Annotated in this window: 23 protein-coding genes; 15 read left to right on the top strand and 8 right to left on the bottom strand. The window is 72.5% G+C overall.

The window, feature by feature from the left end; all coding sequences use genetic code 11:
- Positions 1-26 precede the first annotated feature (26 nt).
- Positions 27-1,424: a PepSY-associated TM helix domain-containing protein gene (locus ACIBEI_RS02050; RefSeq protein ID WP_398884101.1), complete on the bottom strand. Its 1,398-nt coding sequence runs from the start codon at positions 1,422-1,424 to the stop codon at positions 27-29.
- Between the two features lie 175 nt (positions 1,425-1,599).
- Here ACIBEI_RS02050 and ACIBEI_RS02055 point away from each other — a divergent pair, with 175 nt between their 5' ends.
- The 3 genes from ACIBEI_RS02055 (at position 1,600) to ACIBEI_RS02065 (ending at position 3,967) form a co-directional block, all read left to right on the top strand.
- Positions 1,600-2,250 carry a hypothetical protein gene (locus ACIBEI_RS02055; RefSeq protein ID WP_398884103.1) on the top strand — a complete coding sequence of 217 codons (651 nt, stop codon included), beginning with the start codon at positions 1,600-1,602 and terminating at the stop codon, positions 2,248-2,250.
- Positions 2,251-2,611: 361 nt separating this feature from the next.
- Positions 2,612-3,178, top strand: a complete 567-nt coding sequence (locus tag ACIBEI_RS02060) for a sigma-70 family RNA polymerase sigma factor (RefSeq protein WP_398884105.1) — start codon at positions 2,612-2,614, stop codon at positions 3,176-3,178.
- Between the two features lie 135 nt (positions 3,179-3,313).
- Positions 3,314-3,967 (top strand): peptide deformylase, encoded by a 654-nt coding sequence (locus ACIBEI_RS02065; protein WP_398884107.1) that lies wholly within the window; start codon positions 3,314-3,316, stop codon positions 3,965-3,967.
- Between the two features lie 113 nt (positions 3,968-4,080).
- Here ACIBEI_RS02065 and ACIBEI_RS02070 read toward each other — a convergent pair whose 3' ends face one another.
- Entirely contained in the window at positions 4,081-5,514 is a 1,434-nt protein-coding gene (locus tag ACIBEI_RS02070; RefSeq protein ID WP_398884109.1) for a dihydrolipoyl dehydrogenase family protein, read from the bottom strand.
- 122 nt (positions 5,515-5,636) lie between these two features.
- Here ACIBEI_RS02070 and trxA point away from each other — a divergent pair, with 122 nt between their 5' ends.
- The gene (gene trxA, locus ACIBEI_RS02075; protein ID WP_189839268.1) at positions 5,637-6,011 is read left to right on the top strand and encodes a thioredoxin; all 375 of its coding nucleotides are present in this window, start codon (positions 5,637-5,639) and stop codon (positions 6,009-6,011) included.
- 99 nt (positions 6,012-6,110) lie between these two features.
- Here trxA and ACIBEI_RS02080 read toward each other — a convergent pair whose 3' ends face one another.
- The 4 genes from ACIBEI_RS02080 to ACIBEI_RS02095 all read right to left on the bottom strand — a co-directional run bounded on the left by ACIBEI_RS02080 (position 6,111) and on the right by ACIBEI_RS02095 (position 10,614).
- Positions 6,111-7,547, bottom strand: a complete 1,437-nt coding sequence (locus ACIBEI_RS02080; RefSeq protein WP_398884111.1) for a benzaldehyde dehydrogenase — start codon at positions 7,545-7,547, stop codon at positions 6,111-6,113.
- 17 nt (positions 7,548-7,564) lie between these two features.
- Positions 7,565-8,788: a 4-hydroxybenzoate 3-monooxygenase gene (locus ACIBEI_RS02085; RefSeq protein WP_398884113.1), complete on the bottom strand. Its 1,224-nt coding sequence runs from the start codon at positions 8,786-8,788 to the stop codon at positions 7,565-7,567.
- A gap of 18 nt (positions 8,789-8,806) precedes the next feature.
- Positions 8,807-9,841 carry a LacI family DNA-binding transcriptional regulator gene (locus ACIBEI_RS02090; RefSeq protein ID WP_398884115.1) on the bottom strand — a complete coding sequence of 345 codons (1,035 nt, stop codon included), beginning with the start codon at positions 9,839-9,841 and terminating at the stop codon, positions 8,807-8,809.
- 110 nt (positions 9,842-9,951) lie between these two features.
- Positions 9,952-10,614 carry a TetR/AcrR family transcriptional regulator gene (locus tag ACIBEI_RS02095; RefSeq protein WP_398884117.1) on the bottom strand — a complete coding sequence of 221 codons (663 nt, stop codon included), beginning with the start codon at positions 10,612-10,614 and terminating at the stop codon, positions 9,952-9,954.
- A 118-nt stretch (positions 10,615-10,732) separates the two neighbouring features.
- Between ACIBEI_RS02095 and ACIBEI_RS02100 the strand changes: the two genes are divergently transcribed.
- Together ACIBEI_RS02100 and ACIBEI_RS02105 are read left to right on the top strand one after the other, a co-directional pair.
- Positions 10,733-11,296, top strand: a complete 564-nt coding sequence (locus tag ACIBEI_RS02100; protein ID WP_398884119.1) for an NAD(P)H-dependent oxidoreductase — start codon at positions 10,733-10,735, stop codon at positions 11,294-11,296.
- 187 nt (positions 11,297-11,483) lie between these two features.
- Entirely contained in the window at positions 11,484-12,338 is an 855-nt protein-coding gene (locus ACIBEI_RS02105; protein ID WP_398884121.1) for an HAD family hydrolase, read from the top strand.
- Between the two features lie 121 nt (positions 12,339-12,459).
- On the opposite strand, the gene ACIBEI_RS02110 is transcribed toward ACIBEI_RS02105, so the two are convergent.
- Positions 12,460-13,341 carry an LLM class F420-dependent oxidoreductase gene (locus tag ACIBEI_RS02110; protein ID WP_398885063.1) on the bottom strand — a complete coding sequence of 294 codons (882 nt, stop codon included), beginning with the start codon at positions 13,339-13,341 and terminating at the stop codon, positions 12,460-12,462.
- Between the two features lie 232 nt (positions 13,342-13,573).
- Between ACIBEI_RS02110 and ACIBEI_RS02115 the strand changes: the two genes are divergently transcribed.
- From ACIBEI_RS02115 to ACIBEI_RS02130, 4 genes are all read left to right on the top strand, one after another.
- Positions 13,574-15,016 (top strand): amidase, encoded by a 1,443-nt coding sequence (locus tag ACIBEI_RS02115; RefSeq protein ID WP_398885065.1) that lies wholly within the window; start codon positions 13,574-13,576, stop codon positions 15,014-15,016.
- A 10-nt stretch (positions 15,017-15,026) separates the two neighbouring features.
- Positions 15,027-15,245, top strand: a complete 219-nt coding sequence (locus tag ACIBEI_RS02120; RefSeq protein ID WP_143634725.1) for a hypothetical protein — start codon at positions 15,027-15,029, stop codon at positions 15,243-15,245.
- A 145-nt stretch (positions 15,246-15,390) separates the two neighbouring features.
- Entirely contained in the window at positions 15,391-16,887 is a 1,497-nt protein-coding gene (locus tag ACIBEI_RS02125; RefSeq protein ID WP_398884124.1) for an SPFH domain-containing protein, read from the top strand.
- 152 nt (positions 16,888-17,039) lie between these two features.
- A complete protein-coding gene (locus ACIBEI_RS02130) occupies positions 17,040-17,486 on the top strand; it encodes a type II toxin-antitoxin system PemK/MazF family toxin (RefSeq protein ID WP_307519264.1) in 447 nt (148 codons plus the stop codon).
- On the opposite strand, the gene ACIBEI_RS02135 is transcribed toward ACIBEI_RS02130, so the two are convergent.
- Positions 17,471-18,373 (bottom strand): TIGR02452 family protein, encoded by a 903-nt coding sequence (locus ACIBEI_RS02135; RefSeq protein WP_398884127.1) that lies wholly within the window; start codon positions 18,371-18,373, stop codon positions 17,471-17,473. The two genes, ACIBEI_RS02130 and ACIBEI_RS02135, sit on opposite strands and share 16 nt — an antisense overlap.
- A gap of 257 nt (positions 18,374-18,630) precedes the next feature.
- On the opposite strand from ACIBEI_RS02135, the gene egtA reads away from it, so the two are divergent.
- From egtA to ACIBEI_RS02160, 5 genes are all read left to right on the top strand, one after another.
- Positions 18,631-19,965 carry an ergothioneine biosynthesis glutamate--cysteine ligase EgtA gene (gene egtA / locus ACIBEI_RS02140; RefSeq protein WP_398884129.1) on the top strand — a complete coding sequence of 445 codons (1,335 nt, stop codon included), beginning with the start codon at positions 18,631-18,633 and terminating at the stop codon, positions 19,963-19,965.
- Positions 19,962-21,308, top strand: a complete 1,347-nt coding sequence (gene egtB / locus ACIBEI_RS02145) for an ergothioneine biosynthesis protein EgtB (RefSeq protein ID WP_398884131.1) — start codon at positions 19,962-19,964, stop codon at positions 21,306-21,308. The genes egtA and egtB overlap by 4 nt, the downstream gene beginning before the upstream one ends.
- Positions 21,308-22,099 (top strand): ergothioneine biosynthesis protein EgtC, encoded by a 792-nt coding sequence (egtC, locus tag ACIBEI_RS02150; protein WP_359728041.1) that lies wholly within the window; start codon positions 21,308-21,310, stop codon positions 22,097-22,099. The genes egtB and egtC overlap by 1 nt, the downstream gene beginning before the upstream one ends.
- The gene (gene egtD, locus ACIBEI_RS02155; protein WP_398884133.1) at positions 22,096-23,058 is read left to right on the top strand and encodes an L-histidine N(alpha)-methyltransferase; all 963 of its coding nucleotides are present in this window, start codon (positions 22,096-22,098) and stop codon (positions 23,056-23,058) included. Before egtC ends, egtD begins: the two co-directional genes overlap by 4 nt.
- Positions 23,059-23,182: 124 nt before the next feature.
- Positions 23,183-23,398, top strand: a complete 216-nt coding sequence (locus ACIBEI_RS02160; protein WP_398884135.1) for a dodecin — start codon at positions 23,183-23,185, stop codon at positions 23,396-23,398.
- The last annotated feature ends 48 nt before the right edge of the window (positions 23,399-23,446 follow it).

A 23,446-nucleotide genomic window follows, 5' to 3' on the forward strand; every position in this document is an offset into this window, starting at 1 on the left:
CCGGCCGTGCGGGCAACGGCGGGCCGCTACTTGGACGTCGCGTACGTCCGCTTTCCGCGGCGGTGCGCGATCTCGCCCAGTACGACATCCACGGCGATGAACGCGGCCAGGGGGATGCCGAGGAGGGGGACGAAGTAGCCGAGGACGGCTATGGCCGCCATCAGGGGGACCAGGATGTAGGCGGGGACCTGTTGCCAGGCGCCTCGGGGGATGGGGCGGCCGAAGGCCGAGGCTCGGCCTCGTTGCCACCACATGCGGTAGCCCCAGAGGATGAGGAGGATCAGGCTGAGGGTCAGGGCCATCAGTACGAGCTGGTTGGCGAGGCCGAACAGGACTCCGGTGTGGGCGTCGATGCCCCAGCGGGTCAGCTTCGCGAGGACCGGGTAGTCGGCGAACCGCACCGTGTCGGTGACCTCGCCGTTCGACGGGTCGACGGCGACCGCGTCCTGCTTGGTGGGCCAGCTGCGCTGGACCTGCCTCACCACGTAACCGGACTCCGCGTCGGCGGGTGGGACGATCTCCACCGGGTCGCCCAGGCCCTCCGCCCGAGCGGCCGCCAGTACCTTGTCGAGGCCGACGCCGTGCTCGACGTCCTCCTCCGCCGAGGAGGAACCGTGGCCGGAGTGCTCGCCGCCCGCGGCCGCCGACACCGCGGGGGTGGCCTGATGGAGCGAGGTGCGCAGTTCGTCGATGTGCGCGCCGGCGTACGTCGACCAGGTCAGTCCCGTCGCCGCGAGGAAGAAGAACCCGAGGGCGGCCCAGACGCCGACCGTGCCGTGCAGACCGAGAGTGCGTCGGCGGCCGGTGGTGCCGCGAATCTTGCGCTGCGTACGGCGGCGGCTGAACCAGAGCACCAGGCCGCCGCCGGCTATCACCCACAGCCAGCTGGCGGCGAGTTCGCTGTAGAGCCGGCCGTTCTGGCCGAGTTGCAGGTTGGCGTGGAACTCGTCGATCCAGGTGCGCAGCGGCAGGGCGCCGGTGGATCCGTACTGTTCGAGCGAGCCACGCACCTTGGCGGTGTACGGGTCGACGAACACCGCGAGGGTGTGGGTCTCCTCGATGCCCGGGACGCCGGACAGCATCACCCTGGTGGTCTCGTCGTCCTCAGGCGAGGGGCGTACGGCGGAGACCGTGCCCTCCGGGTGGGCCTTGCGGGCGGCGGTGACCTGCTCGGATATCGGCAGCTTCTCGTCGCCGACGGGGACGGTCATCTCGTGCGAGTACAGGATCTTCTCGGCCTGGAACGACGCCGCGTACAGGAATCCGGTCGTGGCGGCGACCAGCAGGAACGGGGCGACGAGCACTCCGGCGTAGAAGTGCAGCCGCAGGACCAGGGGTCGCAGTGGCGACCAGAGGCCGCGTTTCGGGGAGGGGGCGACGGCTTGCGGGGACTCGTCCGTCTCGGTCGTGGGAGCGGTGGTCATCGGCGGGCTTCTCCGGTGGGGCAGGGGACGACGGGCCGTGCTCGGCCGTTGCGGTGCAGTAGTCGGTGGGCGGGGGCGTCGAGTTCCCGGAGGTTCGCGTGGTGTGGGTCACATCGCGCGACGCATATCGGGGCTCCTGTCGTCCCAACGCCCTTGTACTGGCACGATGCTCGCCATGACCTCCGGGATCGCCTTCCGCCTCGCGCGTGCCGCCGTGTTCGCGGCCGTGTGCGTGGTGTCGGCGGCTCTGGGGCACGCGCTGATGTCCGGGGCGGGTCTGCCGTGGTGGGCCGTCGGGTACGCGTTCGCCGCGACGACGGCCGCCGCGTGGTGGCTCACCGGGCGGGAGCGCGGCGTCGGGCTGGTGACCGGGGCCACGGTCGTGGCGCAGCTCGGGCTGCACCAGCTGTTCGGACTCGCCCAGCGGGCGCGCTCGTCGGACATCTTCATGTCGACCACGTCCATGGACGCGGGCCATACGCATACGCACCCGATGGGCCCCGAGCCGGCGGACACCCTGCTCATGGGTGGTGACGTCGGCATGTTCGCGGCCCACCTGCTCGCCGCGCTCGTCTGCGGTGTGTGGCTGTGGCGCGGCGAGGAGGCCGCGTTCCGTACGGCGCGGGCGATCGCGTACCGGACCGGCCGGCTGCTCGGCACCTCGCTGTTCGAGCCGCTGCGGCGGGCGTTGCGGGTGTTGGCGGCCATGCGGCCGGCCGGGCCCGTACGGACCCCCGTGTTCGTCCCGGTGCGCCGGCTGCGCGGAGTTCTGCTGGAGTACGCCGTCGCGCGGAGGGGCCCGCCGGTCGCACCGGCCGCCCGCTGACCGTCCGTCCCGCCACCGGTGACGGGCGGATCCGCGGCGTACGTGCCATGTGCCTGCCGTCGGCGAACGGCTCGCGCGCCCGGCGTCCAAGTCCCGGTCCTCCTCGTAGGCCGGTCCCGGTCCTGCTCACAGGCCGGCCCCGGTCCATCTCGTAGGCCGAGATCCTGGTCCTTCCCGTACTGCGCCCAGGCGTCGTACGGAGCCGCGCGCATGCCGTTGCCGTAGGCCCACGCGCGCGTGCGACGGCCCTTGGTCCACGCGAGGCCCACGCGCGCGTGCCTCACGCGCGCACCTCCGGGTCGCGGGGGCCGTACGCCGCTCTCCTCACTCCGCGCTTCCCTTCACCGAAGGACCACTTGCGATGGCTACTGCCCTGCTTCAGACACACGACGACGAACGGATCACCCGCTGGGCCCTGGCCGCCGGGGCCGGCGACCCCGACGCGGTCGAGCGGTTCGTGCGGGCCACCCACCGGGACGTATGGCGTTTCGTGGCTCACCTCAGCGGCGATGTGCACGGCGCCGACGATCTCACCCAGGAAACGTTCCTCCGGGCGCTGACCGCTCTGCCGGGCTTCTCCGCCCGCTCCAGCGCGCGCAGTTGGCTGCTGGCGATCGCCCGCCGCACGGTGGCCGACCGCTTCCGCACGGCGGCGGCCCGGCCGCGTATGTCCGACACCGGCGACTGGCAGACGGCCGCCGAGCGCGCACAGCCGCGCGGGCTGCCCGGCTTCGACGAGGGCGTGGCTCTTCTCGACCTCCTGGAGACCCTGGACGCCCCACGACGCGAGGCGTTCGTCCTGACCCAGCTGGCGGGCCTGCCGTACGCGGACGCCGCGTCGGCGGTGGGCTGCCCGGTCGGGACCGTACGGTCGCGGGTCGCGCGGGCCCGGGAGAGCGTGACGGCGTTGCTGGAGGCCGCGGGATAGGGGCCCGGGAGGGAACCGAGGGAGTATCCGGAGTCCGGGAGGCGCGACGCCCTCACACCCGCCGGGGTTCGACACCCTCACTCCCCTCCAGAGAGCCGCCTCGCACCCCGGCATCCCGCTTGGCATCCTGGCGCGATGGCTGCCACCAGTGATCCCGTGCCCTCGTCCCTCAGCGACCAGGTGGAGGAACTGCTCTCCCGTACGGGCCCGTTGCCGATCGTCGCCGCCGGTGACCCGGTGCTGCGGCGCCCGGCCGAGCCCTTCGACGGCCAGCTGGACCCGACGCTCCTCGCGCGCTTCGTGGCGGCCCTGCGCGACACGATGTACGCGGCACCGGGCGTCGGGCTGGCCGCGCCCCAGGTCGGCGTACCGCTGCGCCTCGCGGTCGTCGAGGACCCGGCACCGGTGCCGGACGAGATCCGCGAGGCGCGCGGCCGTGTGCCCCTGCCCTTCCGCGTGCTGGTCAACCCGGTGTACGAGCCGGTGGGTCCCGCCCGCGCCGCGTTCTTCGAGGGCTGTCTGAGCGTGCCGGGCTGGCAGGCGGTGGTGGCCCGGCCCGCCGAGGTGCGGCTGCTGGCCCAGGACGAGCACGGCCGCCCGCTGGACGAGGTGTTCACGGGCTGGCCCGCCCGCATCGTCCAGCACGAGACGGACCACCTCAACGGCACCCTCTACCTGGACCACGCCGAACTGCGCTCCCTCTCCTCCAACCAGGCGATGGCGGAACGCTGGTCCCACCCGACCCCGAGCCAGGCGGCAAGGGCCCTTGGCTTCCAGTTGCCCGAGTAAAACCGCGGCCGAGCGCCCCTTGAGTGCCCGCAGGGCCACTCTCAAGGGGCGCGGGGAACTGCGCGACCAGCCATAACGAACCCGCAGACAAAAACCCGCACCCCAGCGGAGCGCTACACGTCCCGATACGCCTCCAGCAACCGCAGCCACACCTCGCTCACCGTCGGATACGCCGGCACCGCGTGCCACAGCCGGCTCACCGGGACCTCGCCCGCGACCGCGATCGTGGCGGAGTGAAGCATTTCACCGACGCCGGGGCCGACGAAGGTGACACCGCGGAGGGTCTCGGTGTCGAGGTCCACGATCATGCGGGCGCGGCCCCGGTAGCCCTCGGCGTAGAGGCCGGCGCCGGCGACCGAGGAGAGGTCGACGTCGACCGCCCGGACCCGGTGACCGGCCTGTTCGGCCTCGGCGAGGGAGAGGCCGACGGCGGCGGCCTCCGGGTCGGTGAAGACGACCTGGGGGACGGCCGCGTGGTCGGCGGTCGCCGCGTGGGCGCCCCAGCGGTCGGTCTCCAGCAGTGGGACACCGGCCGCGCGGGCGGCAATGGCGGCACCGGCGATACGGGCCTGGTACTTGCCCTGATGGGTGAGGAGGGCGCGATGGTTGACGTCCCCGACCGCGTAGAGCCAGTCGCTGCCCGTCACCCGGCAGCTGTCGTCGACCGACAGCCAGGAACCGGGGTCCAGGCCGATCGTCTCGAGTCCGAGGTCGTCGGTGCGCGGGGCGCGGCCGGTGGCGAAGAGGATCTCGTCGGCCTCGATGCGGTCGCCCGCGGAGGTGGTGACCACGACCGTCGTGCCTTCCCGGGTCACCGCCTCGACCGACGTGCCCGTACGCACGTCCGCGCCCGCCTCCGTCAGCGCCTCGGCGACCAGCTCCCCGGCGAAGGGCTCCATACGGGGCAGCAGGCCCTTGCCGCGCACGAGGACCGTGACCTTCGAGCCGAAGGCCTGCCAGGCGGTGGCCATCTCCACGCCGACGACCCCGCCGCCGACCACCACGAGGCGGCCCGGCACGGCGTGCGCGCTGGTGGCTTCGCGGCTGGTCCAGGGCTTGACCTCGGCGATTCCGGGCAGGTCGGGCACGACGGCGCGGGTGCCGGTGCTGACGGCCACGGCGTGCCGGGCGGTCAGGACGTGCCGTTCCCCGTCGGGGCCGTCGACCGTGACCCGGCGTGGCCCGGCGAGCCGTCCGTGTCCTCGGTAGAGGTGGACGCCGATGCCGTCGAGCCACCGGACCTGGCCGTCGTCCTTCCAGTGCGAGGTGTATTCGTCACGATGGGCGAGGACCGCGCCGACGTCGAGTGGGCCCTGCACGGCCTGGCTGAGGCCCGGCACGTGGCGTGCGTCCGCACGGGCGAGGACCGAGCGCAAGAGGGCCTTGCTGGGCATGCACGCCCAGTAGGAGCACTCGCCGCCGACCAGCTCGCTCTCCACGATCGCGGCGGAGAGGCCCGCCGCGCGGGCGCGGTCGGCGACGTTCTCCCCCACGGGCCCGGCCCCGAGCACCACGACGTCGTACGCGATGGATTCCGATTCCGTCATGGGGTCAGTCTGGTGCTTGGTGTGGGCCGTGGCCACACGGGTACGTGCGCGGAATACGCCACCGATCGACGCCGTTGTGGACAGCGGCAAGGCCCCGACCCCAGGAAGAGGGATTCAACGCCATGAGCAGCACCGTGGAGCTCACCAAGGACAACTTCGACCAGCTGGTCACGGACAACGAGTTCGTCCTGATCGACTTCTGGGCGTCCTGGTGCGGCCCGTGCCGCCAGTTCGCCCCGGTCTACGAGAAGGCGGCGGAGTCCAACCCCGACCTGGTCTTCGGCAAGGTGGACACCGAGGCGCAGCCCGAGCTGGCCGCGGCCTTCAACATCCAGTCGATTCCGACGCTGATGATCGTCCGTGACCAGGTGGCCGTCTTCGCCCAGCCCGGGGCGCTGCCCGAGGCCGCCCTGGAGGACGTCATCGGACAGGCCCGGAAGCTGGACATGGACGAGGTCCGCAAGTCCATCGCGGAGCAGGGCCAGCAGGCCCAGTGATCCGCCAGGACCGCCGGCGCGCCCAGTGATCAGCCTGTGCCGCCGGCAGGCCCATTGACAAGCCGGTGCCGCCTACGGCCCCGTACCTCGTCGGCGCCCCTAGAAGGGGTAGCCCGCCACGTCTCCTCGCACCGTCGTCCAGCGCAGGTCGGTGAAGGCCTCCAGGTTGGCCTCGCCGCCGAACCTGGCGCCGGTGCCGGAGGCGGCGATGCCGCCGAAGGGCGCGACGGCCTCGTCGTTGACGGTCTGGTCGTTGATGTGGACGATCCCTGTGGGGACGCGTTCGGCGAGGTCGAGGCCGCGCGCGGTGTCCCGGGTGACGATGCCGAGCGAGAGGCCGTACGGCCCGTCGGAGGCGAGGGCGGCGGCCTCGTCGGCGGTGCTGAACGAGCGCACCGGCGCGACCGGGCCGAAGACCTCCTCGGCGTACGCGGGGGTCGAGTCGTCAACTCCCGCGAGGACCGTCGGACGGTAGAACAGCCGGTCGTGGGTGCCGCCGGCGGCGAGCTTCGCGCCGCGTGCGGTGCTGGACTCCACCAGGCCGTGGATCTTGGCGAGTTGGGCGTCGTCGATGATCGGCCCGAGGTGCACCTGCTCCCGGTGCGGGTCTCCGACGGCCAGCGAGTCGGCCTTCGCGGCGAGCCGCTCGATGTACTCCTCGTAGAGCGAGGCGTGGACGAGGTGACGGCCGGTGGTCATGCAGATCTGGCCCTGGTGGAAGAACGAGCCCCAGGCCGCCGTGGAGATCACCGCGTCGATGTCGGCGTCCTCCAGCACGATCAGCGCGGAGTTGCCGCCCAACTCCAGGTGTACGCGCTTGAGATGGCGCCCCGCGGCCTCACCCACCGCGCGTCCGGCGGCAGTTGATCCGGTGAACGAGATCACGGGCACCTGCGGGTCGGCGACCAGTGCCTGACCGGCTTCGGGGCCTCCGGGCAGGACGTGCAGCAGCCCCTCCGGCAGGCCCGCCTCGGCGAAGACCGCGGCGAGCGCGAGACCGCCGCAGACCGCGGTACGCGGGTCCGGCTTCAGTACGACGCCGTTGCCGAGCGCGAGCGCCGGGGCCACCGATCGGATCGAGAGGATCAGCGGGGCGTTGAAGGGCGAGATGACTCCCACGACACCGACCGGGATCCGCCGTGTGTACGACAGCCGGGCGGCCTCGGACGGCAGGACCTGCCCTGCCGGACGCGACGCGAGCGCGGCCGCCTCATAGCACTCCTGGGCCGCGACGTGCAGTTCGAAGTCGGCCTTGCCGGGGATGGAGCCCGACTCTCGCACGATCCAGTCGCGCAGTTCGGCGGCGTGCTCGTTGAACAGGTCGCCGGCCTTGCGCAGGACGGCGGCGCGGACGAAGTGCGGGGCGCGGGCCCACTCGGCCTGGGCCGCGCGGGCGGCCCCGGCGGCTGCCGCGACGTCCTCGGCGGAGGCGAGCGTGACGGTGCCGAGCGGGTCGCCGGTCGCGGGCTCCGTGACGGCGTACTCACCGCCCGCCAGGTTGTGGGACTGCCAGTTCTCCGGGTCGAGCAGCGGCATGACGGCTCTCCGATCGGTCAGTGGACACCGGTGGGACCCGCAGCGCGAGCGGTGGCCGCGAGCGGAAGTCCCGTGTAGTTCGCGGCCAGTTCGGCGGCCGCGGGGCGGGATGCCGCGATCCGCCGCAGTCGCGCGAGCTGCAGCCGGTCCTCGAAGGCATCCCCATCTGGTTGAGCGTGCAACATCCTAGTCATGTCGTACGAGAAACGGGTTGCCTGCCAGACCCGGTCGAGGCACAACTCCGAGTAGAGGTCCAGGAGTTGGGCCGAACCCAAGCGGTGGAGCTCGGCGAAGCCGCGGGCCAGGACCCGGACGTCGGACACGGCCAGGTTCAGTCCCTTGGCGCCCGTCGGCGGCACGATATGGGCGGCGTCCCCGGCGAGGAAGAGCCGTCCGTGGCGCATCGGCTCGTGGACGTAACTGCGCATCGGTGTCACCGACTTGGCGGTGATCGGGCCGCGTTCCAGCCGCCAGTCGCCGTCGATCGCGAAGCGTGCGTCGAGTTCGTCCCAGATGCGTTCGTCGGACCAGTCGTCGGCGACCGTCCCGTTCGGAACCTGCAGATACAGCCGTGACACCGACGTCGAGCGCATGCTGTGCAGCGCGAAGCCTCCCGGGCCGCGCGCGTAGATCAACTCCTCGCAGGAGGGCGCCACATCGGCCAGGATCCCGAGCCAGGAGTAGGGGTAGTCGTGCTCGTACGTGCGGCTGACGGCGGCCGGGAAGGCGTCGCGGGCGATGCCGTGGAAGCCGTCGCAGCCGACCACGTAGTCGCAGGTGAGGGTCTGTTCGCGGCCGTCGTGCACAAAGCGCACGAGAGGTGCGCCGCCGCCCGGCTCCTCGGCGGCGTTCTCGACGGCGAGCACCTCGGCCTCGAACAACAGCGGCGGCCCGTCGGCGAGTTGGAGTTCCACGAGGTCCTTCACGATCTCCGTCTGGGCGTAGATCGTGACGGTGCGGCCGCCGGTGAGCACGGGAAAGTCGATACGGTGCCGCTCCCGGTCGAAGCGCAGCTCGATGCCGTGGTGAACCAGCCCCTCGGCCTCCAGCCGGTCGGCGGCGCCGCACTCGCGCAGGGCGTCCACCGTGCCCTGCTCCAGCATCCCGGCGCGCTGCCGCTGCTCGACGTACGCACGGGTCCTGCTCTCCAGGACGACGCAGTCGATCCCCGTCCGGTGCAGCAGCCGGGCCAGCAGGAGCCCGGCCGGGCCTCCGCCGATGATGCCGACCGTGGTCCGCATGACGCGCCTCCCAGGTGTTCAGCTCGATTCGCGGTGCACGACCGTCGCTCCCAGCACCTCGTGCGCCTCCGGCGGGGCGCCGGGCTCCCGTACGGCGCGGTCGACCAGCTCGGCGAGTTCCCGTCCGGACGGCAGGTCGATGTGGACGGTGCTCAGCCGGGGACGCAGCAGTCGGCCGAGCATCAGGTCGTCGGCGCCGATGACAGCAGTGTCCCCCGGGATGCCGATGCCTTCATCCTGAAGGGCGCGCGTCAGCAGCATCGCGTACTCGTCGTTGTAGGCGAACACGGCGTCCAGGCCCAATGAGCGCCAGCGCGCGGCGAGTTGGGACGCGGCCTCCTCGTCGTAGGCGAGCGACACCTCGGTCACGGACGCGTCCGTGCCGCCGAAGGCCTGCCGTACGCCTTCGAAGCGGGGCTTGGAGAAGATCTCCAGGCCGGGGTCCTCGGGCACCACGACTCCGACACGGCGGTAGCCGCGGGCCCGCAGATGGGCGCCCGCGCTCCGGCCGACCTCGTGGTGGTCCATGATCAGGGCGTGCGCGCCCTCGACCCGGTCGGGGCCGAGGGTGACGACCGCCCGGGCGCCGGAGCGCTTGAGGACGGCCACACCTTCCGCGCCGAGTCCGCTGCCGGGCACGAGCACGGCGACCGGGCGCAGTTCGGCCCAGGCGCGGGCCGCCTCGTCGCCCTGGAGGCCGACGCTGCCGTACTGCACGACGGTGTAGTCGAGGCGGCTCAGGGCCCACTGGAGTTCGTTGAAGAACTGGCTGTAGAGCGGGCCCACGGGCACGTCGGGCGCGGGCATCAGGACCATGCGGCTGTGCCCGGCGCGCAGGCTGCGCGCCGCGGCGTGCGGGACGTACCCGAGTTCCTTGGCCGCCTGGTGGACACGGCGACGCGTGGGCTCGCTGATCCGTACGGCACTGGTGTTGTTCAGGACGTAGGAGACGGTCGCGCGCGAGACCCCCGCCAGGCGGGCCACATCGGCACTCGTGGGCACGGAGTGCGGCGCGGGCGGCGTAGGGGCGGATGTTCTCGGTATCTGCACCATGACGTACGGCATCTTTGCAGAAGCCGGGGACGGCCTCGGGGCCGGGGGCGCCGCGCGTGGCGGACCTGCGGAACCACCGTCCCAGGCCGGGTGCGGCCCAAGTCCCGGGCCTACTGGGGCAGTTCCGTACGAGTCACGCGCGCGACCAGGTCGATCCATCCCGCCTCCAGGCGTTCCATCGGCATCCCGCACTCCTCGGTCAGGTGGTGGATCAGGGCGGGGTCGAGATAGCCCATCAGGGCCTGGGTGAGGAGGGCGCAGTCGGCGTCGGGCACCGCCTGCCGCAGCAGCAGGGTGACGTGACCGGCCAGAAAACGCGTGGGCGGGATGGAGTAGCGGCGGGCCGCTTCCGGCTGGGCGGCCAGCTGGAGCTCCAGGTGGTCGGCCGCCTGGCGCAGGACGGCCTGGCCGAACGCACGCAGCCGCTCGACGGGCGGCGCCCCGGGACCCAGCGGCGGCGGTCCGCCGAGCAGGGCGGCCTGGAGCTGTTTCGCGGAGTGGTCGAGCAGGGCCGTCAGCAGCCCGGTGCGGTCGCCGAAGCGGCGGAAGACCGTCCCTTTGCCCACCGAGGCGGCCGTGGCCACCGCCTCCATCGTGACGCCGGCCGCGCCGTGCTCCTCGATCAGCCGCGTGGCCGCCTCCAGCAGCCGGGCCCGGTTCCGCGCGGCGTCGGCGCGCAGGCAGGGCTCCTCGTCGGCGGAGCCGAGCTCCAGCAGGACGGGCTCGCCGGTCGGCTCCTGGGACTTCGGGAAGGGCGGCAGGGAGGCGGACATGAACACAGCGTATCGCCCCGGGAAGAAAACTGGACCGTGGTCCGTTTAGGTGCTAGAACTTTAAACGGACCCCGGTCCGGATCGTAACGGCAATGTTTCAGCCCCCTTGGAGTTCCCCATGTCTGTTCGCATCCTCGCGCTCGTCGGCAGCCTCCGCGCCGGCTCCCACAACCGCCAGCTCGCCGAGGCCTCCGTGAAGCTCGCCCCCGAGGGCGCGGAGATCAACCTGTTCGAGGGCCTCGCCGAGATTCCCTTCTACAACGAGGACATCGACGTGGAGGGCAACGTGCCGGCCGCCGCCGCCCGGCTGCGCGAGGCCGCGGCCTCCGCCGACGCCCTGCTGCTCTTCTCGCCCGAGTACAACGGCACCATCCCGGCCGTCCTGAAGAACGCCATCGACTGGCTGTCCCGCCCGTACGGCGCGAGCGCCCTCCAGGACAAGCCCCTCGCCGTCGTGGGCACCGCCTACGGCCAGTTCGGCGGCGTCTGGGCGCAGGACGAGACCCGCAAGGCCGCGGGCATCGCCGGCGCCAAGGTCCTCGAGGACATCAAGCTCTCCATCCCCGGCTCCGTGGTCCGCTTCGCCGAGACGCACCCGGTCGACGATGCCGAGGTCGCCGCCCAGCTCGCCGAGGTCATCGGCCGCATCCACGGCGAGGCCGGCGCGCCCGTCGCCGCCTGACGACCGCGCCCGTCGCCGCCTGCCTCACGACGGCAGGCTCCCGCGGCTCGCCGCGAGGGCGGGAGGGGGCCGGAACCGACCTGGTTCCGGCCCCCTCCCGTACGTCCGTCCGGTGTTCGCCTCCCGGCGCCACCGGCCCCACAGCCCGGTCGGCCCCCGGGCCCGGCCCGGAAGGCACCGGTTCACGATGACGACGACGCCCGACCCGGCCCCCGCCCCCGCCACGCCGCCGAAGCTGGTGGCCACCGACCTGGACGGGACCCTGCTGCGCAGCGACGGGACCCTTTCCGGGCGGACGGCGGCCGCGCTCGCGGCGGCCGAGGCGGCGGGGATCCGCCTCGCCCTCGTCACCGGCCGTCCCCCGCGCGGCCTTCCCGCCCTGCACCGCGACATCGGCCGGCACTTCGCCGTCACCGCCAACGGCGCCGCCGTGTACGCGCCCGACGGCACACCCGTACGGCTGTCACCGTTCCCGGCCGCCTCGGTGGCCCCCCTCGTGGCACGGGTGCGCGCGGCGGTGCCGGGTGTGTCCTTCGCCTTCGAGTACGAGACGGTCTTCGGCCACGAACCGGCGTACCCCGCCTGGTCGTACGGGGAGTCCGAGGTCGAACTCATCGGCAGCACCGAGGAGTTGCTGGCGAGGGACCCCGACCGTCCGGTCCTCAAGATCCTCGCGCATCATCCGACGCTGTCCTTGCGCGACTTCCATACGCGGGCCCATGTCAGCGCGGGCACGGACGCCGAGACCACCCACTCCACGGGGCTCGCGCTCGTGGAGTTCAGCGCGCCGGGGGTCACCAAGGCCAGCGCGCTGACCGCCTGGAGCGCCGGGCTCGGCATCCGTCCCGACGACATCGCCGCGTTCGGCGACATGCCCAACGACCTGCCCATGCTGCGGGCGGTGGGCCGCTCGTACGCCATGGCCAACGCCGATCCGGAGGTCAGGAGGGCGGCGCGGTTCCACACCGCCTCGAACGACGAGGACGGGGTGGCCCGGGTGCTGGAGCAGTTCGTCGCGCTGGCGCACCGCCAGCCCGCGTAGGCGGCACACCCGAGGCCATCCGTGTGGGCCGGGCCTCGCCCGAAGTCCTGCGGGGCAGGCCGAACACGGTGGTCGGGTCAGGCCCAACACGGTGGTCGGGTCGCGTCAAAACCCTTGCGGTTCAGCCGAGTTCGGCCAGCCGTCCGACCACCGGGGCCACCCGCTGCTCGATCCACTCGGCGGGCTCGTCCACGCGCGGGCCGAGGATCACCGTCTCGATGCCGAGCTTGGCGTAGCCCTCCAACTCCCGGGTGAAGGCGTCGAGTTCGGCCTCGCCCCGTGGGTCGCCCGAGTGGGTGAGCGTCTTCTGGATGTCGGCGTACTCGCGCCCCACGGCGTCGCAGTGCCCGCGCAGGACGTCCAGCTTGTGCGCGACCTCCTCCGGGGTCGAGGCGAAGAGGTTGCAGGCGTCCCCGTACTGGGCGACCAGCCGGAGGGTCTTCTTCTCGCCGCCCCCGCCGATCATGACCCGCGGACGCGGAGTGCTCACCGGCGCCGGTACGCAGAGGGTCTCGGCGAGCCGGTAGTGCTTGCCCTCGAAGGGGCCGTTGGACTCCGGGTCCCACATCTGCAGGCAGATCCGCAGGGTCTCCTCAAGCCGCTCGAAGCGCTCCGCGAGCGGCGGGAACGGCACGCCCAGTCCCTCGTGCTCACGGCCGTACCAGGCCGCTCCGATGCCCAGGGTGGCCCGGCCGCCGGACAGGACATCGAGCGTGGTGGCGATCTTGGCGAGGAGTCCGGGATGACGGTACGTCACCCCGGTCACCAGCGTGCCGAGCCGGACCGTGGAGGTGTGGGCCGCGAGGAAGCCGAGGGTCGTGTAGGCCTCCAGCATGTCGCTCTCGGCGCCGCCGTTGAACTCCATCTGGAAGTAGTGGTCCATGACCGACATCCAGCTCACGCCCGCCGCCTCGGCGGCGGCGCCCGCGGCGGCCAGCTCGGGACCGAGCGCGGCCGCGCCCCGTGGGTGGTTGAACCGGTTGATGTGTACGCCGACCCGCATGTCCGTCTCCGTCACCCTGGGCTCACCGTCGGACCGTCACCGACTGTCGTGACGGTAGATCTTGGAGCACGCTCGAAGTCAAGGACCGACTCCTCGTCCGACCGGTGGGAGCGGTGCCGCGGACGGGCGAATCACCGCCCGACGAGGGAAGTCGCCTTTCCCGTACCGCTGGGCCCGCCTTGACGTTACCGTTCAGTAGACACGCGCTCCCGGAGGTGGCCGTATGACTCCCGTGACTCCCGACCGTGCCCCGGGGCTCGCGGAGTGTGCCCGCGCCCTCGCCGAGGGGACGGTGTCCTCCCGGACGCTCGTCGAGGAGGCCCTCGCCCGGATCGAGGCCTCTCAGGGCACGCTGAACGCCTTCCGACTGGTGCGTGCCGAGGCCGCGCTCGCCGAGGCCGGCGCCGCGGACAAGGAACTGGCGGCGGGCGAACGCCGGCCGCTGCTCGGGGTGCCGGTGGCGGTCAAGGACGACATGGACGTGGCGGGCGAGCCGACCGCGTTCGGCTGCCGCGGGGAGTTCCCGCCGGTGGCCGAGGACGGCGAGGCGGTACGGCGGCTGCGGGCGGCCGGGGCCGTGGTCGTCGGCAAGACCAACACCTGCGAGTTCGGGCAGTGGCCCTTCACCGAGGGGCCGGCCTTCGGCGAGACCCGCAACCCGTGGCACACCGGGCACACGCCGGGCGGTTCGTCCGGTGGTTCCGCGGCCGCGGTCGCGGCCGGTCTGGTGCCCGCCGCGCTGGGCTCGGACGGCGCGGGCTCGGTGCGGATCCCGGCTTCCTGGACGCATCTGATCGGCATCAAACCGCAGCGCGGCCGCATCTCGACCTGGCCGCGCGCGGAGTCCTTCCACGGCATCACGGTCAACGGCACGCTCGCCCGAACGGTCGAGGACGCCGCGCTGCTCCTGGACTCCGCCAGCGGCAGCCACGAGCGCGATCTGCACCGCCCGTCCGCGCTGCGCGTGTCGGACGCGGTGGGCCGGGACCCTGGCAGGCTGCGCATCGCGCTCTCGCTGAAGCCGCCGTTCACCGCGCTGCCCGCACGACTGCGGCCCGACGTACGGGCCCGGGTCCTCGCGCTCGCGGAGCGGCTGACCGCGCTCGGCCACGAGGTGGAGGAGGCCGATCCGCCGTACGGGCAGATCGGGCTGACCTTCATTCCGCGCGCCACGGCCGGGATCGCCGAGCGGGTCCGCGAGACGCCCCATCCCCACCTGCTCGACCGGCGCACCCTGGAAGCCGCCCGGCTGGGCCGGCTGCTCGGCGGGGCCCCGCTGCGGCTGGCCCGGCGCGCCGAGGCGAGGCTGCACCGGCGCATCGGCTCGCTCTTCGACACGTACGACGTGGTGCTCGCGCCGACGACCGCCGCTCCCCCGCCACGGATCGGCGCCCTGCACGATCTCAGCGGCTTCGGAACCGACCGGGCCATGATCGCCGCCTGTCCGTACGCCTGGCCGTGGAATGTGCTGGGCTGGCCCGGCGTCAACGTCCCGGCGGGGTTCGTCGACGGCTCCCTGCCGGTGGGCGCGCAGCTGCTCGGGCCCGCGGACAGCGAGCCGCTTCTCGTGTCGCTGGCCGCGCAGCTGGAGGCGGACCAGCGGTGGTACGAGCGCCGGCCGGGCCGCGAAGTGGACGGCGCCGTACCTGAGTTCGGGGCGCCCTCCGGCCCGTAGTCTGGGGACCATGGACGACGCGTCGATGGTGGGCCTCATGGGACGGGTGACCGGCACGATCGGGCCGGGGCTCGTCGGCGAGGTGATCGTCCGGGTCCGCGGCGGCGCCGAGCACTTCCTCGCGTATCCCGCCTCCCCGAAGGACCGCATCGAGACGGGCACGGTGGTGATGGTGGTCGAGTACCTGCCGCCGCGGACGGTGTACGTGTCGGCGGCGTACGACAGTTGAGCCGACCGTGAGCCACTGTGCCATGTGAGCGTGTCGTGCTCGTCAAAGATGCGCCAAAGACTCGTCAGCGTCTGTACCACCGGGCTCCACCGGGCGCACACTCCGTTCGTTCGGTGCCGAAAGGGCACCATCCAACAGGGGGCGAATGCCGATGGTTGTCGGCGTCGTGGCGGGGGCAGCGGTCCTCGCGCTCGTTTTCATCGTGGTGGTCTTCAAGCTCATGTGGCGGGTCGCGGAGCCCAACGAAGCACTGATCATCTCCGGTTCGAAGCACCGCACCGAAGGCCTTGAGGAGGGCATGGGATTCCGGATCGTCACCGGGCGCGGCACGCTCGTGCTGCCGGGCGTCCAGGCGGTGCGCAAACTCTCGCTCGACCTCAACGAGACCGAGCTGTCCGTGGACTGCGTGACCCACCAGGGCATTCCGCTCAAGGTGCGGGGCGTGGTCATCTTCAAGGTGGGCGACGACTTCGTGTCGATCGCCAACGCGGGCCGCCGCTTCCTCGACCAGCAGAAACTGATGTCGGAGCGGGTGCACAACGTGTTCGCCGGTCATCTGCGGTCCATCGTCGGCGGGTTGACCGTCGAGGACATGATCCGCGACCGCGAGAAGCTCACGGGGCAGACCCGGGCCGCCTGCGGTACGGAGATGGAGAAGCTGGGGCTGATCGTCGACTCGCTGCAGATCCACGAGATCGAGGATCCGACGGGTTACATCAAGAACCTGGCCATGCCGCACGCGGCGGCCGTGCAGCGGGACGCCCGGATCGCGCAGGCCGAGGCCAACCGGCGGGCCACCGAGGCCGAGCAGCAGGCCGCCGCGCGAATGTCGGAGGCGACCCGGGACAGCGAGATCCTGCAGGCCGGATACCAGGCGGAACGCGACAACGCCTCCGCCAAGGCCCGGCAGGCCGGACCGCTCGCCGACGCGGCCGCGCGCCAGGAGGTCGTGGTCCAGGAGACGCGTGTCGCCGAGCTGGAGGCGCACCGTCGTGAGCAGCAGCTCCAGGCGGACGTCCGCAAGCCGGCGGACGCGAAGGCGTACGAGAAGCGCACGCTGGCAGAGGCCGAGCGCGATGTCCGGATCTCCGCGGCGCAGGCCAAGGCGAAGGAGACGGAGCTCGCGGCCGCGGCGGAGGCGACGCGGGTCACGACGGCCGCGGGGGCCGACGCCGAGGCGACCAAGGCGCGGGGTGCGGCCGCCGCGACCGCCACCCGTGCCACGGGTGAGGCGGAGGCCGCCGCCCAGCAGGCCAAGGGCCTTGCGATCGCCGAGTCCACGCGGGCGAAGGGGCTCGCCGAGGCCGAGGCCATCAAGGCGCGGGCCGCCGCGCTGGCGGAGAACCAGGAGGCCGTTGTCGCGCAGCAACTTGCCGAGAACTGGCCGGAGATCGTGAAGGCGGGGGCGGGGGCGTTCGGGAACGTTGAGCACATGGTGTTGCTGAACGGGGCCGATGGGATGTCCGACATGTTCGCCAAGGCGCTGACGATGGGGGGTACGGGGCTGGGACTGGCTCGGCAGTTGCTGTCCTCGATGGGTCAGGATCAGAACGGGCAGGTTCGTAAGGACAGTTCGCCGGTCAATGGGTTTCCCGCGCCGCCGGCCGCTTCGCAGAAGGTTCCGGTGGATGGGGAGTCGTAACCTCGCCGTTGGAGCGGACGTCCATTGCCGACTGCACGTCGTGTGTGGCTGAGCGCGCAGTTCCCCGCGCCCCCAAGAAGGCAGTTGCCCGCGGCCCCGGCCAAAAGGGGTGCGCGGACTTCTGTCGTAGGGGCGCGGGCTACCGTGTGCCCGTGACTGCCTCTACCGAGCAAGACATCCCCGGCCACTCCGGGCCCTCCGCCACCGTCGAAGCGGATCCGCGCCGGGTGGGTCAGGTGCGTACCGAGTACTCGCCCGCGCACGACGGGGATCCGGACCCGGGCGAGATCGTGTGGACCTGGGTGCCCTATGAGGAGAACGACGGTCGGGGCAAGGACCGGCCGGTGCTGGTTGTCGCCCGTGAGGCCGCCGGGACGTTTCTCGCCGTGCAGTTGTCGAGCAAGCGGCACGACGGCGACCGGGAGTGGGTGCCGATCGGCAGCGGGCCGTGGGACCGGTCGGGGCGCGACTCGTGGGTGGACGTGGACCGGGTGCTGCGGCTGCACGAGAAGGGGATGCGCCGCGAGGCGTGCGCGTTGGACCGGATGCGGTTCAACTCGGTGGTTCACCGGCTGCGGGAGCGCTACGGCTGGCGATGAACCGCCTTGCCCTCCAGGACCTGTGCCTCCAGTACCTCCCGGAAGGCCCGCTCGAAGGCGCTCCGCACCACCGCGCCCTTCGTACGGTCCAGGACGCCGAACACGACGTGCTCGAAGGAACCGGCGAACCGGCCGCCGTCCGTGAGAAGGGTCCGGAACGCGCGCGCCACCTGCTCCGGGTCGTTCTGGAAGACGCCGCAGCCCCAGGCTCCGAGCACCAGCCGTCGGTAGCCGTGCGCCGCGGCCGTCTCCAGGACCCGCTCGGCCCGTGACGCCAGGGCGCCCGGCAGCTCGGGCGTGCGGTCCGGCGCCGTGCGCAGGACGACCCCGGCGTTGGGTGCGGCCGCGGTCAGGAATCCGGCGGTGTACGGCTCGTCGAGGAGCTGTCCCCGGTCGTCGCGGAAGACCGGTACGGCGGGTGAGTGGATCACCCGATCGGTGTAGAAGGGGTCCCGGTGTGCCCGGTGGTGGTCGTAGAACTCCCTGGCCTCCACCACGCACGCGTACAACGCGGAGGCCCGGCACAGGGCCTCTTCCTGGGCTTGTGCGCCGTTCAGATAGCCCCCGCCGGGGTTGCGGGCCGAGGCGAAGTTCAGCACCGCCACCGGGCCCGGCAGCCGGCGCGCCGCCTCCAGGCTGCTCTCGCCCGTGACCTCGAAGAACGTGTCCAGCGGGCCGCCGACCGGCGAGGAGGTCTCAGGGCCGGTCCCGGCCGCCTGGCCGGCCGGCGGTGTCTCCACGGGCCCCGGCCCGTACATTCGCGTGCCCTGTCGCGCGGCGGCCACCGCCGCGGCGATCGACACCGTGCGTCCGTCCGACGCGCGGTACGAACCCGCCGCGACGATCTCCTCCGTCTGCCGCGCGATCCCGCGCAGGCGGGCGCTCATGGCGCCACCCCTGTACGCGCCATGATCGCGTCCCGCGCGATCTCCCCCGACTCCCCCGTCGCATCCCCCGTCGTGCTCATGAACGCATGGTGAGCGATCCTGGTATTGCGCCGCAACAGAGTTTCCCGGCCCCAAAAGCGACGATACGCACCCTTGTGCGAGGCGCCGTAAGGGTCTTGGGTGGGACGAGCGACTGTCGGCCCGGTCCATCCGACGCCGGGCCGGCGGCATGGATGGAATCTCAGGAGGATCCCGACATGTCCGATTCGGTGAGTGACTGTACGGAGCCCCGGCGCTCCGCCGTCACCGAGGCCGAAGTGGAGGCGCTGGTCCGCGGCATCTGCTTCAAGACCGGCCCGCCCCGATTCCTCGGTGTGGAACTCGAATGGCTCGTCCACGAGTCGCGGTCCCCGCGACTCCCCGTACCACCAGAACGTCTCGAAGCGGCCTACGCCGCACTGCGGGCCCTGCCCCTGAGTTCGGCGCTGACCGTCGAACCGGGTGGTCAGCTGGAGCTCAGCTCCGCTCCCGCCGCCTCCCTGATGGAGTGCGTGGGGTCCGTCTCCGCCGACCTCGACGCCGTACGCGCGGTACTGCGCGAGGCGGGCCTGGCCCTCAGCGGCCTCGGCCAGGACCCCTGGAACCCGCCCACCCGCTTCCTCCATGACCCGCGCTACGACGCCATGGAGACCTACCTCGACCGCACGGGCCCCGAGGGCCGCGCCATGATGTGCACCTCCGCCTCCGTCCAGGTCTGTCTGGACGCCGGGTACGAGGAGCCGGGCCCGCTCGGGCACGGGCGGCGCTGGTGGCTCGCGCACCAGCTGGGTGCGGTCCTGGTGGCCGCGTTCGCCAATTCCCCGATGGCCTGTGGGCAGCCCACAGGCTGGCGCTCCACCCGGCAGTCCCTGTGGGCCGCGATGGATCCCGGCCGCACCAGCGCCCCGCCCCTCGACGGCGATCCGCGGACGGTCTGGGCCCGGCACGTCCTGGACGCGCCGGTCATGTGCGTCCGGGCGCCCAGCGGACCCTGGGACGTGCCGGAGGGGATGAGTTTCCGTGCCTGGACCCGGTCCGACGCACCGCCCGACCGGGAGGACCTCGACTACCACCAGACGACCCTGTTCCCGCCGGTGCGGCCGCGCGGCCATCTGGAGCTGCGCATGATCGACGCGCAGCCGGGCGAGAACGGCTGGATCGTGCCGCTCGCCGTGACGGCCGCGCTGTTCGACGACGCGGAGGCCGCCGAGACCGCGTACCGGACGGTCAAACCGCTCGCCGAGCGGGCCGGCTCGCTGCCCGCGCCGCGGAACCCGCTGTGGACGGCCGCCGCCCGCGCGGGCCTGACCGACCCCGAGCTGCGTGAGGCCGCCGTCACCTGTTTCGCGGCGGCCGCCGACGCCCTGCCCCGGATCGGCGCGAGCGCCGAGGTGCAGGAGGCGGTCGCGGAGTTCACCGACCGCTATGTGGCCCGGGGCCGCTGCCCCGCCGACGACATCCTCGACCACACCGACGGCACCGACCGACTGTTCAACGGCACGGAACTCCGGAGCACGGAACACCTGCTCCCCGGGAAGGACATCCGCACATGACCGACCCCGACACCCACTCCTCCCCCACCGACCCGGAGACGCTCAGGGAGCGCGCGCTGGCGGCGCTGACCACGGCCCGTGACCGCACCGCGCTCCTGACCTCCTGCGTGGAGGATCCCGAACTGACCGCCCAGCACTCGCCGTTGATGTCGCCGCTGGTGTGGGACCTCGCGCACATCGGCAACCAGGAGGAGCTGTGGCTGCTGCGGACGGTCGCCGGCCGTGACGCGATGCGGCCCGAGATCGACGGCATCTACGACGCGTTCGAGCACCCGCGCTCCGAGCGGCCCTCGCTGCCGCTGCTGCCGCCCGCCGAGGCCCGCACCTACGCGGCCGAGGTGCGCGGCCGGGCGCTGGACGTCCTGGAGAGCGCCTCGTTCCAGGGCACGGGCACACAGCTGACCTCGGCCGGCTTCGCCTTCGGCATGATCGCCCAGCACGAACAGCAGCACGACGAGACGATGCTGATCACCCATCAGCTGCGCAGAGGTCCGGCGGCACTGACGGCGCCGGACCCGATGCCCGACCCGGCGTTCAACGGACCGTCCGAAGTGCTGGTCCCCGGTGGCCCGTTCACAATGGGCACGTCCACCGAGCCGTGGGCCCTGGACAACGAACGGCCCGCGCACCAGCGGCTCGTGCCGCCGTTCCACATCGACACGACTCCGGTCACCAACGGCGCGTACCAGGCGTTCATGGCGGACGGGGGCTACACCGACCAGCGCTGGTGGACACCCGCCGGCTGGTCCCACATCCAGGCGCACTCCATCGAGGCGCCGCTGTTCTGGCGCCGCGAGGGCGGGGAGTGGCTGCGGCGGCGCTTCGGTGTCACCGAACTCGTACCGGCGAACGAGCCCGTGCTGCACGTCAGTTGGTACGAGGCCGACGCGTACGCCCGCTGGGCCGGCCGACGGCTGCCGACCGAGGCCGAGTGGGAGAAGGCGGCCCGCCACGACCCGGTGACCGACCGCTCCACGCGCTACCCGTGGGGCGACGCCGACCCGACGCCCGAGCACGCCAACCTCGGCCAGCGCCATCTGCGGCCGGCCCCCGCCGGCAGCTATCCGGAGGGCCAGTCCCCGCTCGGCGTACGGCAGTTGATCGGCGACGTGTGGGAGTGGACGTCCAGCGATCTGCTCCCCTACCCGGGCTTCGCGGCCTTCCCGTACAAGGAGTACTCGGAGGTCTTCTTCGGGCCCGAGTACAAGGTGCTGCGCGGCGGCTCGTTCGCGGTCGACTCCGTGGCCTGCCGGGGGACGTTCCGCAACTGGGACTACCCGATCCGGCGGCAGATCTTCTCCGGGTTCCGTACCGCTCGGGACGCCGATCCGGAGACCGTCTGATGTGCCGTCATCTCGCGTTCCTTGGCCCTGAGGAGCGGCTCGGACGGCTTCTCGTGGACCCGCCGCACAGCCTCTTCCGGCAGTCGTGGGCGCCGCGGCGGCAACAGCACGGGACCGTCAACGCCGATGGTTTCGGGGTCGGTTGGTATGCCGAGGGCGATCCGGTGCCGGCGCGCTACCGGCGTACCGGGCCGATCTGGGGCGACCGTTCGTTCGCCGACCTCGCGCGGGTGGTGCGCTCGGGCGCGCTGCTCGCCGCGGTGCGCGACGCGACCGTGGCGAGCGCGGACGGGGAGGCCGCGGCGGCGCCGTTCGCCGCGGGGACCTGGCTGTTCAGCCACAACGGCGCGGTCGCGGGCTGGCCGCGCTCCCTGGCCCCGCTCACCCGGACCCTGCCGGCCGAGGACCTGCTGTCGATGGAGGCGCGCTGCGACTCGGCGCTCGTCTGGGCGCTGGTCCTGAACCGGCTGCGCGGCGGCGACGAGGAGGGCCAGGCGCTCGCCGACACGGTCCTCGACGTCGCGGCGGCGGCCCCCGGTTCACGGCTCAACCTCCTGCTCACCAACGGCGAGGTGATCGCCGCCACCGCCTGGGGCGACACACTCTGGTATCTGACCGAGCCCGGCCGGCGCACGGTCGTGGCGTCCGAGCCGTACGACGACGATCCGCACTGGCAGGAGGTGCCGGACCGCACGCTGCTGGCCGCGAGCCGCACGGACGTCCTGCTCACCCCGCTCAAGGACGTGGAAGAACACCTGGCATCCGCCCCACCCAAGGAGCCCAGTACGTGAGCCCGTTCCTCGTCACCCGCACCCTGCCCGAGGACGCGACCGACGCAGCCCTGCGCGCCGACGTCCTGCACGGCCTGACCCGCACGCCCAAGACGCTCCCGCCGAAGTGGTTCTACGACGCGCACGGCAGCGAGCTCTTCGAGAAGATCACCGAACTGCCCGAGTACTACCCCACGCGGGCCGAGCGCGAGATCCTCGTCGCCCGGGCCGCCGAGATCGCCGAGGCGACCGGCGCGCGCACGCTCGTCGAGCTGGGCTCCGGGTCGTCCGACAAGACCCGCCACCTGCTCGACGCCATGCCCGACCTGCACACGTACGTACCGGTCGACGTGAGCGAGAGCGCGCTCACCCAGGCCGGGCAGGCGCTGATCGCGGAGCGTCCCGCGCTGAACGTGCACGCGCTCATCGCCGACTTCACCGGCGGCCTCACGCTGCCCGCCACGCCGGGTCCGCGGCTCGTCGCGTTCCTGGGCGGCACGATCGGCAATCTGCTGCCCGCCGAGCGCGCCGCGTTCCTGGCGTCCGTACGCTCGCTGCTGTCGCCCGGCGACGCCCTGCTGCTCGGCACCGACCTGGTCAAGGACGAGTCGGTCCTCGTCGCCGCCTACGACGACGCGGCCGGGGTGACGGCCGCGTTCAACAAGAACGTGCTGACCGTGGTCGACCGCGAACTCGGCGCCGACTTCGACCCCGACGAGTTCACCCATGTCGCCCTCTGGGACGCCGAGCGGGAGTGGATCGAGATGCGGCTGCGCGCTCGTTCGGCGCTGACCGTGAAGATCCCCGCGCTCGACCTCGCCGTGGACTTCGCGGAGGGCGAGGAGATGCGCACCGAGGTGTCGGCGAAGTTCCGCGAGGAGGGCGTACGCACGGAGCTGGCGGCGGCCGGACTGGACCTCACGCACTGGTGGACTGACGAGCAAGGGAGGTTCGCGCTGTCGCTGAGCACGGCCCGGTGACCCGCACCGGGCGGGAACCCGTACGGACCCATGTCCCTCGGGCCTACATCTCGCGGTCCCCCGCCTCGTGCGGCACCGTGGAATGACGCGTGGCACACAGGCCACGGCGGAGAGGAGCACCCGCATGTCCGACCACACCTACCGGATCACCGAGATCGTCGGCAGCTCGCACGTGGGCGTCGACGAGGCGATCCGCAACGGCATCTCCCGGGCCTCGCAGACCCTGCGCAACCTCGACTGGTTCGAGGTCACCCAGGTCCGCGGCCAGATCGAGGACGGGCAGATCAAGCACTACCAGGTCGGCCTGAAGGTCGGCTTCCGCCTGGAGGACGCGGGCTGACCTCTGAGGACCTCCACGACCCTCCGCGGAATCCCACCGCCGCGGCGA

This window comes from Streptomyces sp. NPDC050988, from assembly GCF_044456225.1.
Classification (GTDB): Bacteria; Actinomycetota; Actinomycetes; order Streptomycetales; family Streptomycetaceae; genus Streptomyces.

Excerpts from the sequence above, each read along its gene's own strand:
- ACIBEI_RS02050 (WP_398884101.1), bottom strand. The coding sequence starts at position 1,424 with ATGACCACCGCTCCCACGACCGAGACGGACGAGTCCCCGCAAGCCGTC.
- ACIBEI_RS02055 (WP_398884103.1), top strand. The coding sequence starts at position 1,600 with ATGACCTCCGGGATCGCCTTCCGCCTCGCGCGTGCCGCCGTGTTCGCG.
- ACIBEI_RS02060 (WP_398884105.1), top strand. The coding sequence starts at position 2,612 with ATGGCTACTGCCCTGCTTCAGACACACGACGACGAACGGATCACCCGC.
- ACIBEI_RS02065 (WP_398884107.1), top strand. The coding sequence starts at position 3,314 with ATGGCTGCCACCAGTGATCCCGTGCCCTCGTCCCTCAGCGACCAGGTG.
- ACIBEI_RS02070 (WP_398884109.1), bottom strand. The coding sequence starts at position 5,514 with ATGACGGAATCGGAATCCATCGCGTACGACGTCGTGGTGCTCGGGGCC.
- trxA (WP_189839268.1), top strand. The coding sequence starts at position 5,637 with ATGAGCAGCACCGTGGAGCTCACCAAGGACAACTTCGACCAGCTGGTC.
- ACIBEI_RS02080 (WP_398884111.1), bottom strand. The coding sequence starts at position 7,547 with ATGCCGCTGCTCGACCCGGAGAACTGGCAGTCCCACAACCTGGCGGGC.
- ACIBEI_RS02085 (WP_398884113.1), bottom strand. The coding sequence starts at position 8,788 with ATGCGGACCACGGTCGGCATCATCGGCGGAGGCCCGGCCGGGCTCCTG.
- ACIBEI_RS02090 (WP_398884115.1), bottom strand. The coding sequence starts at position 9,841 with ATGGTGCAGATACCGAGAACATCCGCCCCTACGCCGCCCGCGCCGCAC.
- ACIBEI_RS02095 (WP_398884117.1), bottom strand. The coding sequence starts at position 10,614 with ATGTCCGCCTCCCTGCCGCCCTTCCCGAAGTCCCAGGAGCCGACCGGC.
- ACIBEI_RS02100 (WP_398884119.1), top strand. The coding sequence starts at position 10,733 with ATGTCTGTTCGCATCCTCGCGCTCGTCGGCAGCCTCCGCGCCGGCTCC.
- ACIBEI_RS02105 (WP_398884121.1), top strand. The coding sequence starts at position 11,484 with ATGACGACGACGCCCGACCCGGCCCCCGCCCCCGCCACGCCGCCGAAG.
- ACIBEI_RS02110 (WP_398885063.1), bottom strand. The coding sequence starts at position 13,341 with ATGCGGGTCGGCGTACACATCAACCGGTTCAACCACCCACGGGGCGCG.
- ACIBEI_RS02120 (WP_143634725.1), top strand. The coding sequence starts at position 15,027 with ATGGACGACGCGTCGATGGTGGGCCTCATGGGACGGGTGACCGGCACG.
- ACIBEI_RS02125 (WP_398884124.1), top strand. The coding sequence starts at position 15,391 with ATGCCGATGGTTGTCGGCGTCGTGGCGGGGGCAGCGGTCCTCGCGCTC.
- ACIBEI_RS02135 (WP_398884127.1), bottom strand. The coding sequence starts at position 18,373 with ATGAGCGCCCGCCTGCGCGGGATCGCGCGGCAGACGGAGGAGATCGTC.
- egtA (WP_398884129.1), top strand. The coding sequence starts at position 18,631 with ATGTCCGATTCGGTGAGTGACTGTACGGAGCCCCGGCGCTCCGCCGTC.
- egtB (WP_398884131.1), top strand. The coding sequence starts at position 19,962 with ATGACCGACCCCGACACCCACTCCTCCCCCACCGACCCGGAGACGCTC.
- egtC (WP_359728041.1), top strand. The coding sequence starts at position 21,308 with ATGTGCCGTCATCTCGCGTTCCTTGGCCCTGAGGAGCGGCTCGGACGG.
- ACIBEI_RS02160 (WP_398884135.1), top strand. The coding sequence starts at position 23,183 with ATGTCCGACCACACCTACCGGATCACCGAGATCGTCGGCAGCTCGCAC.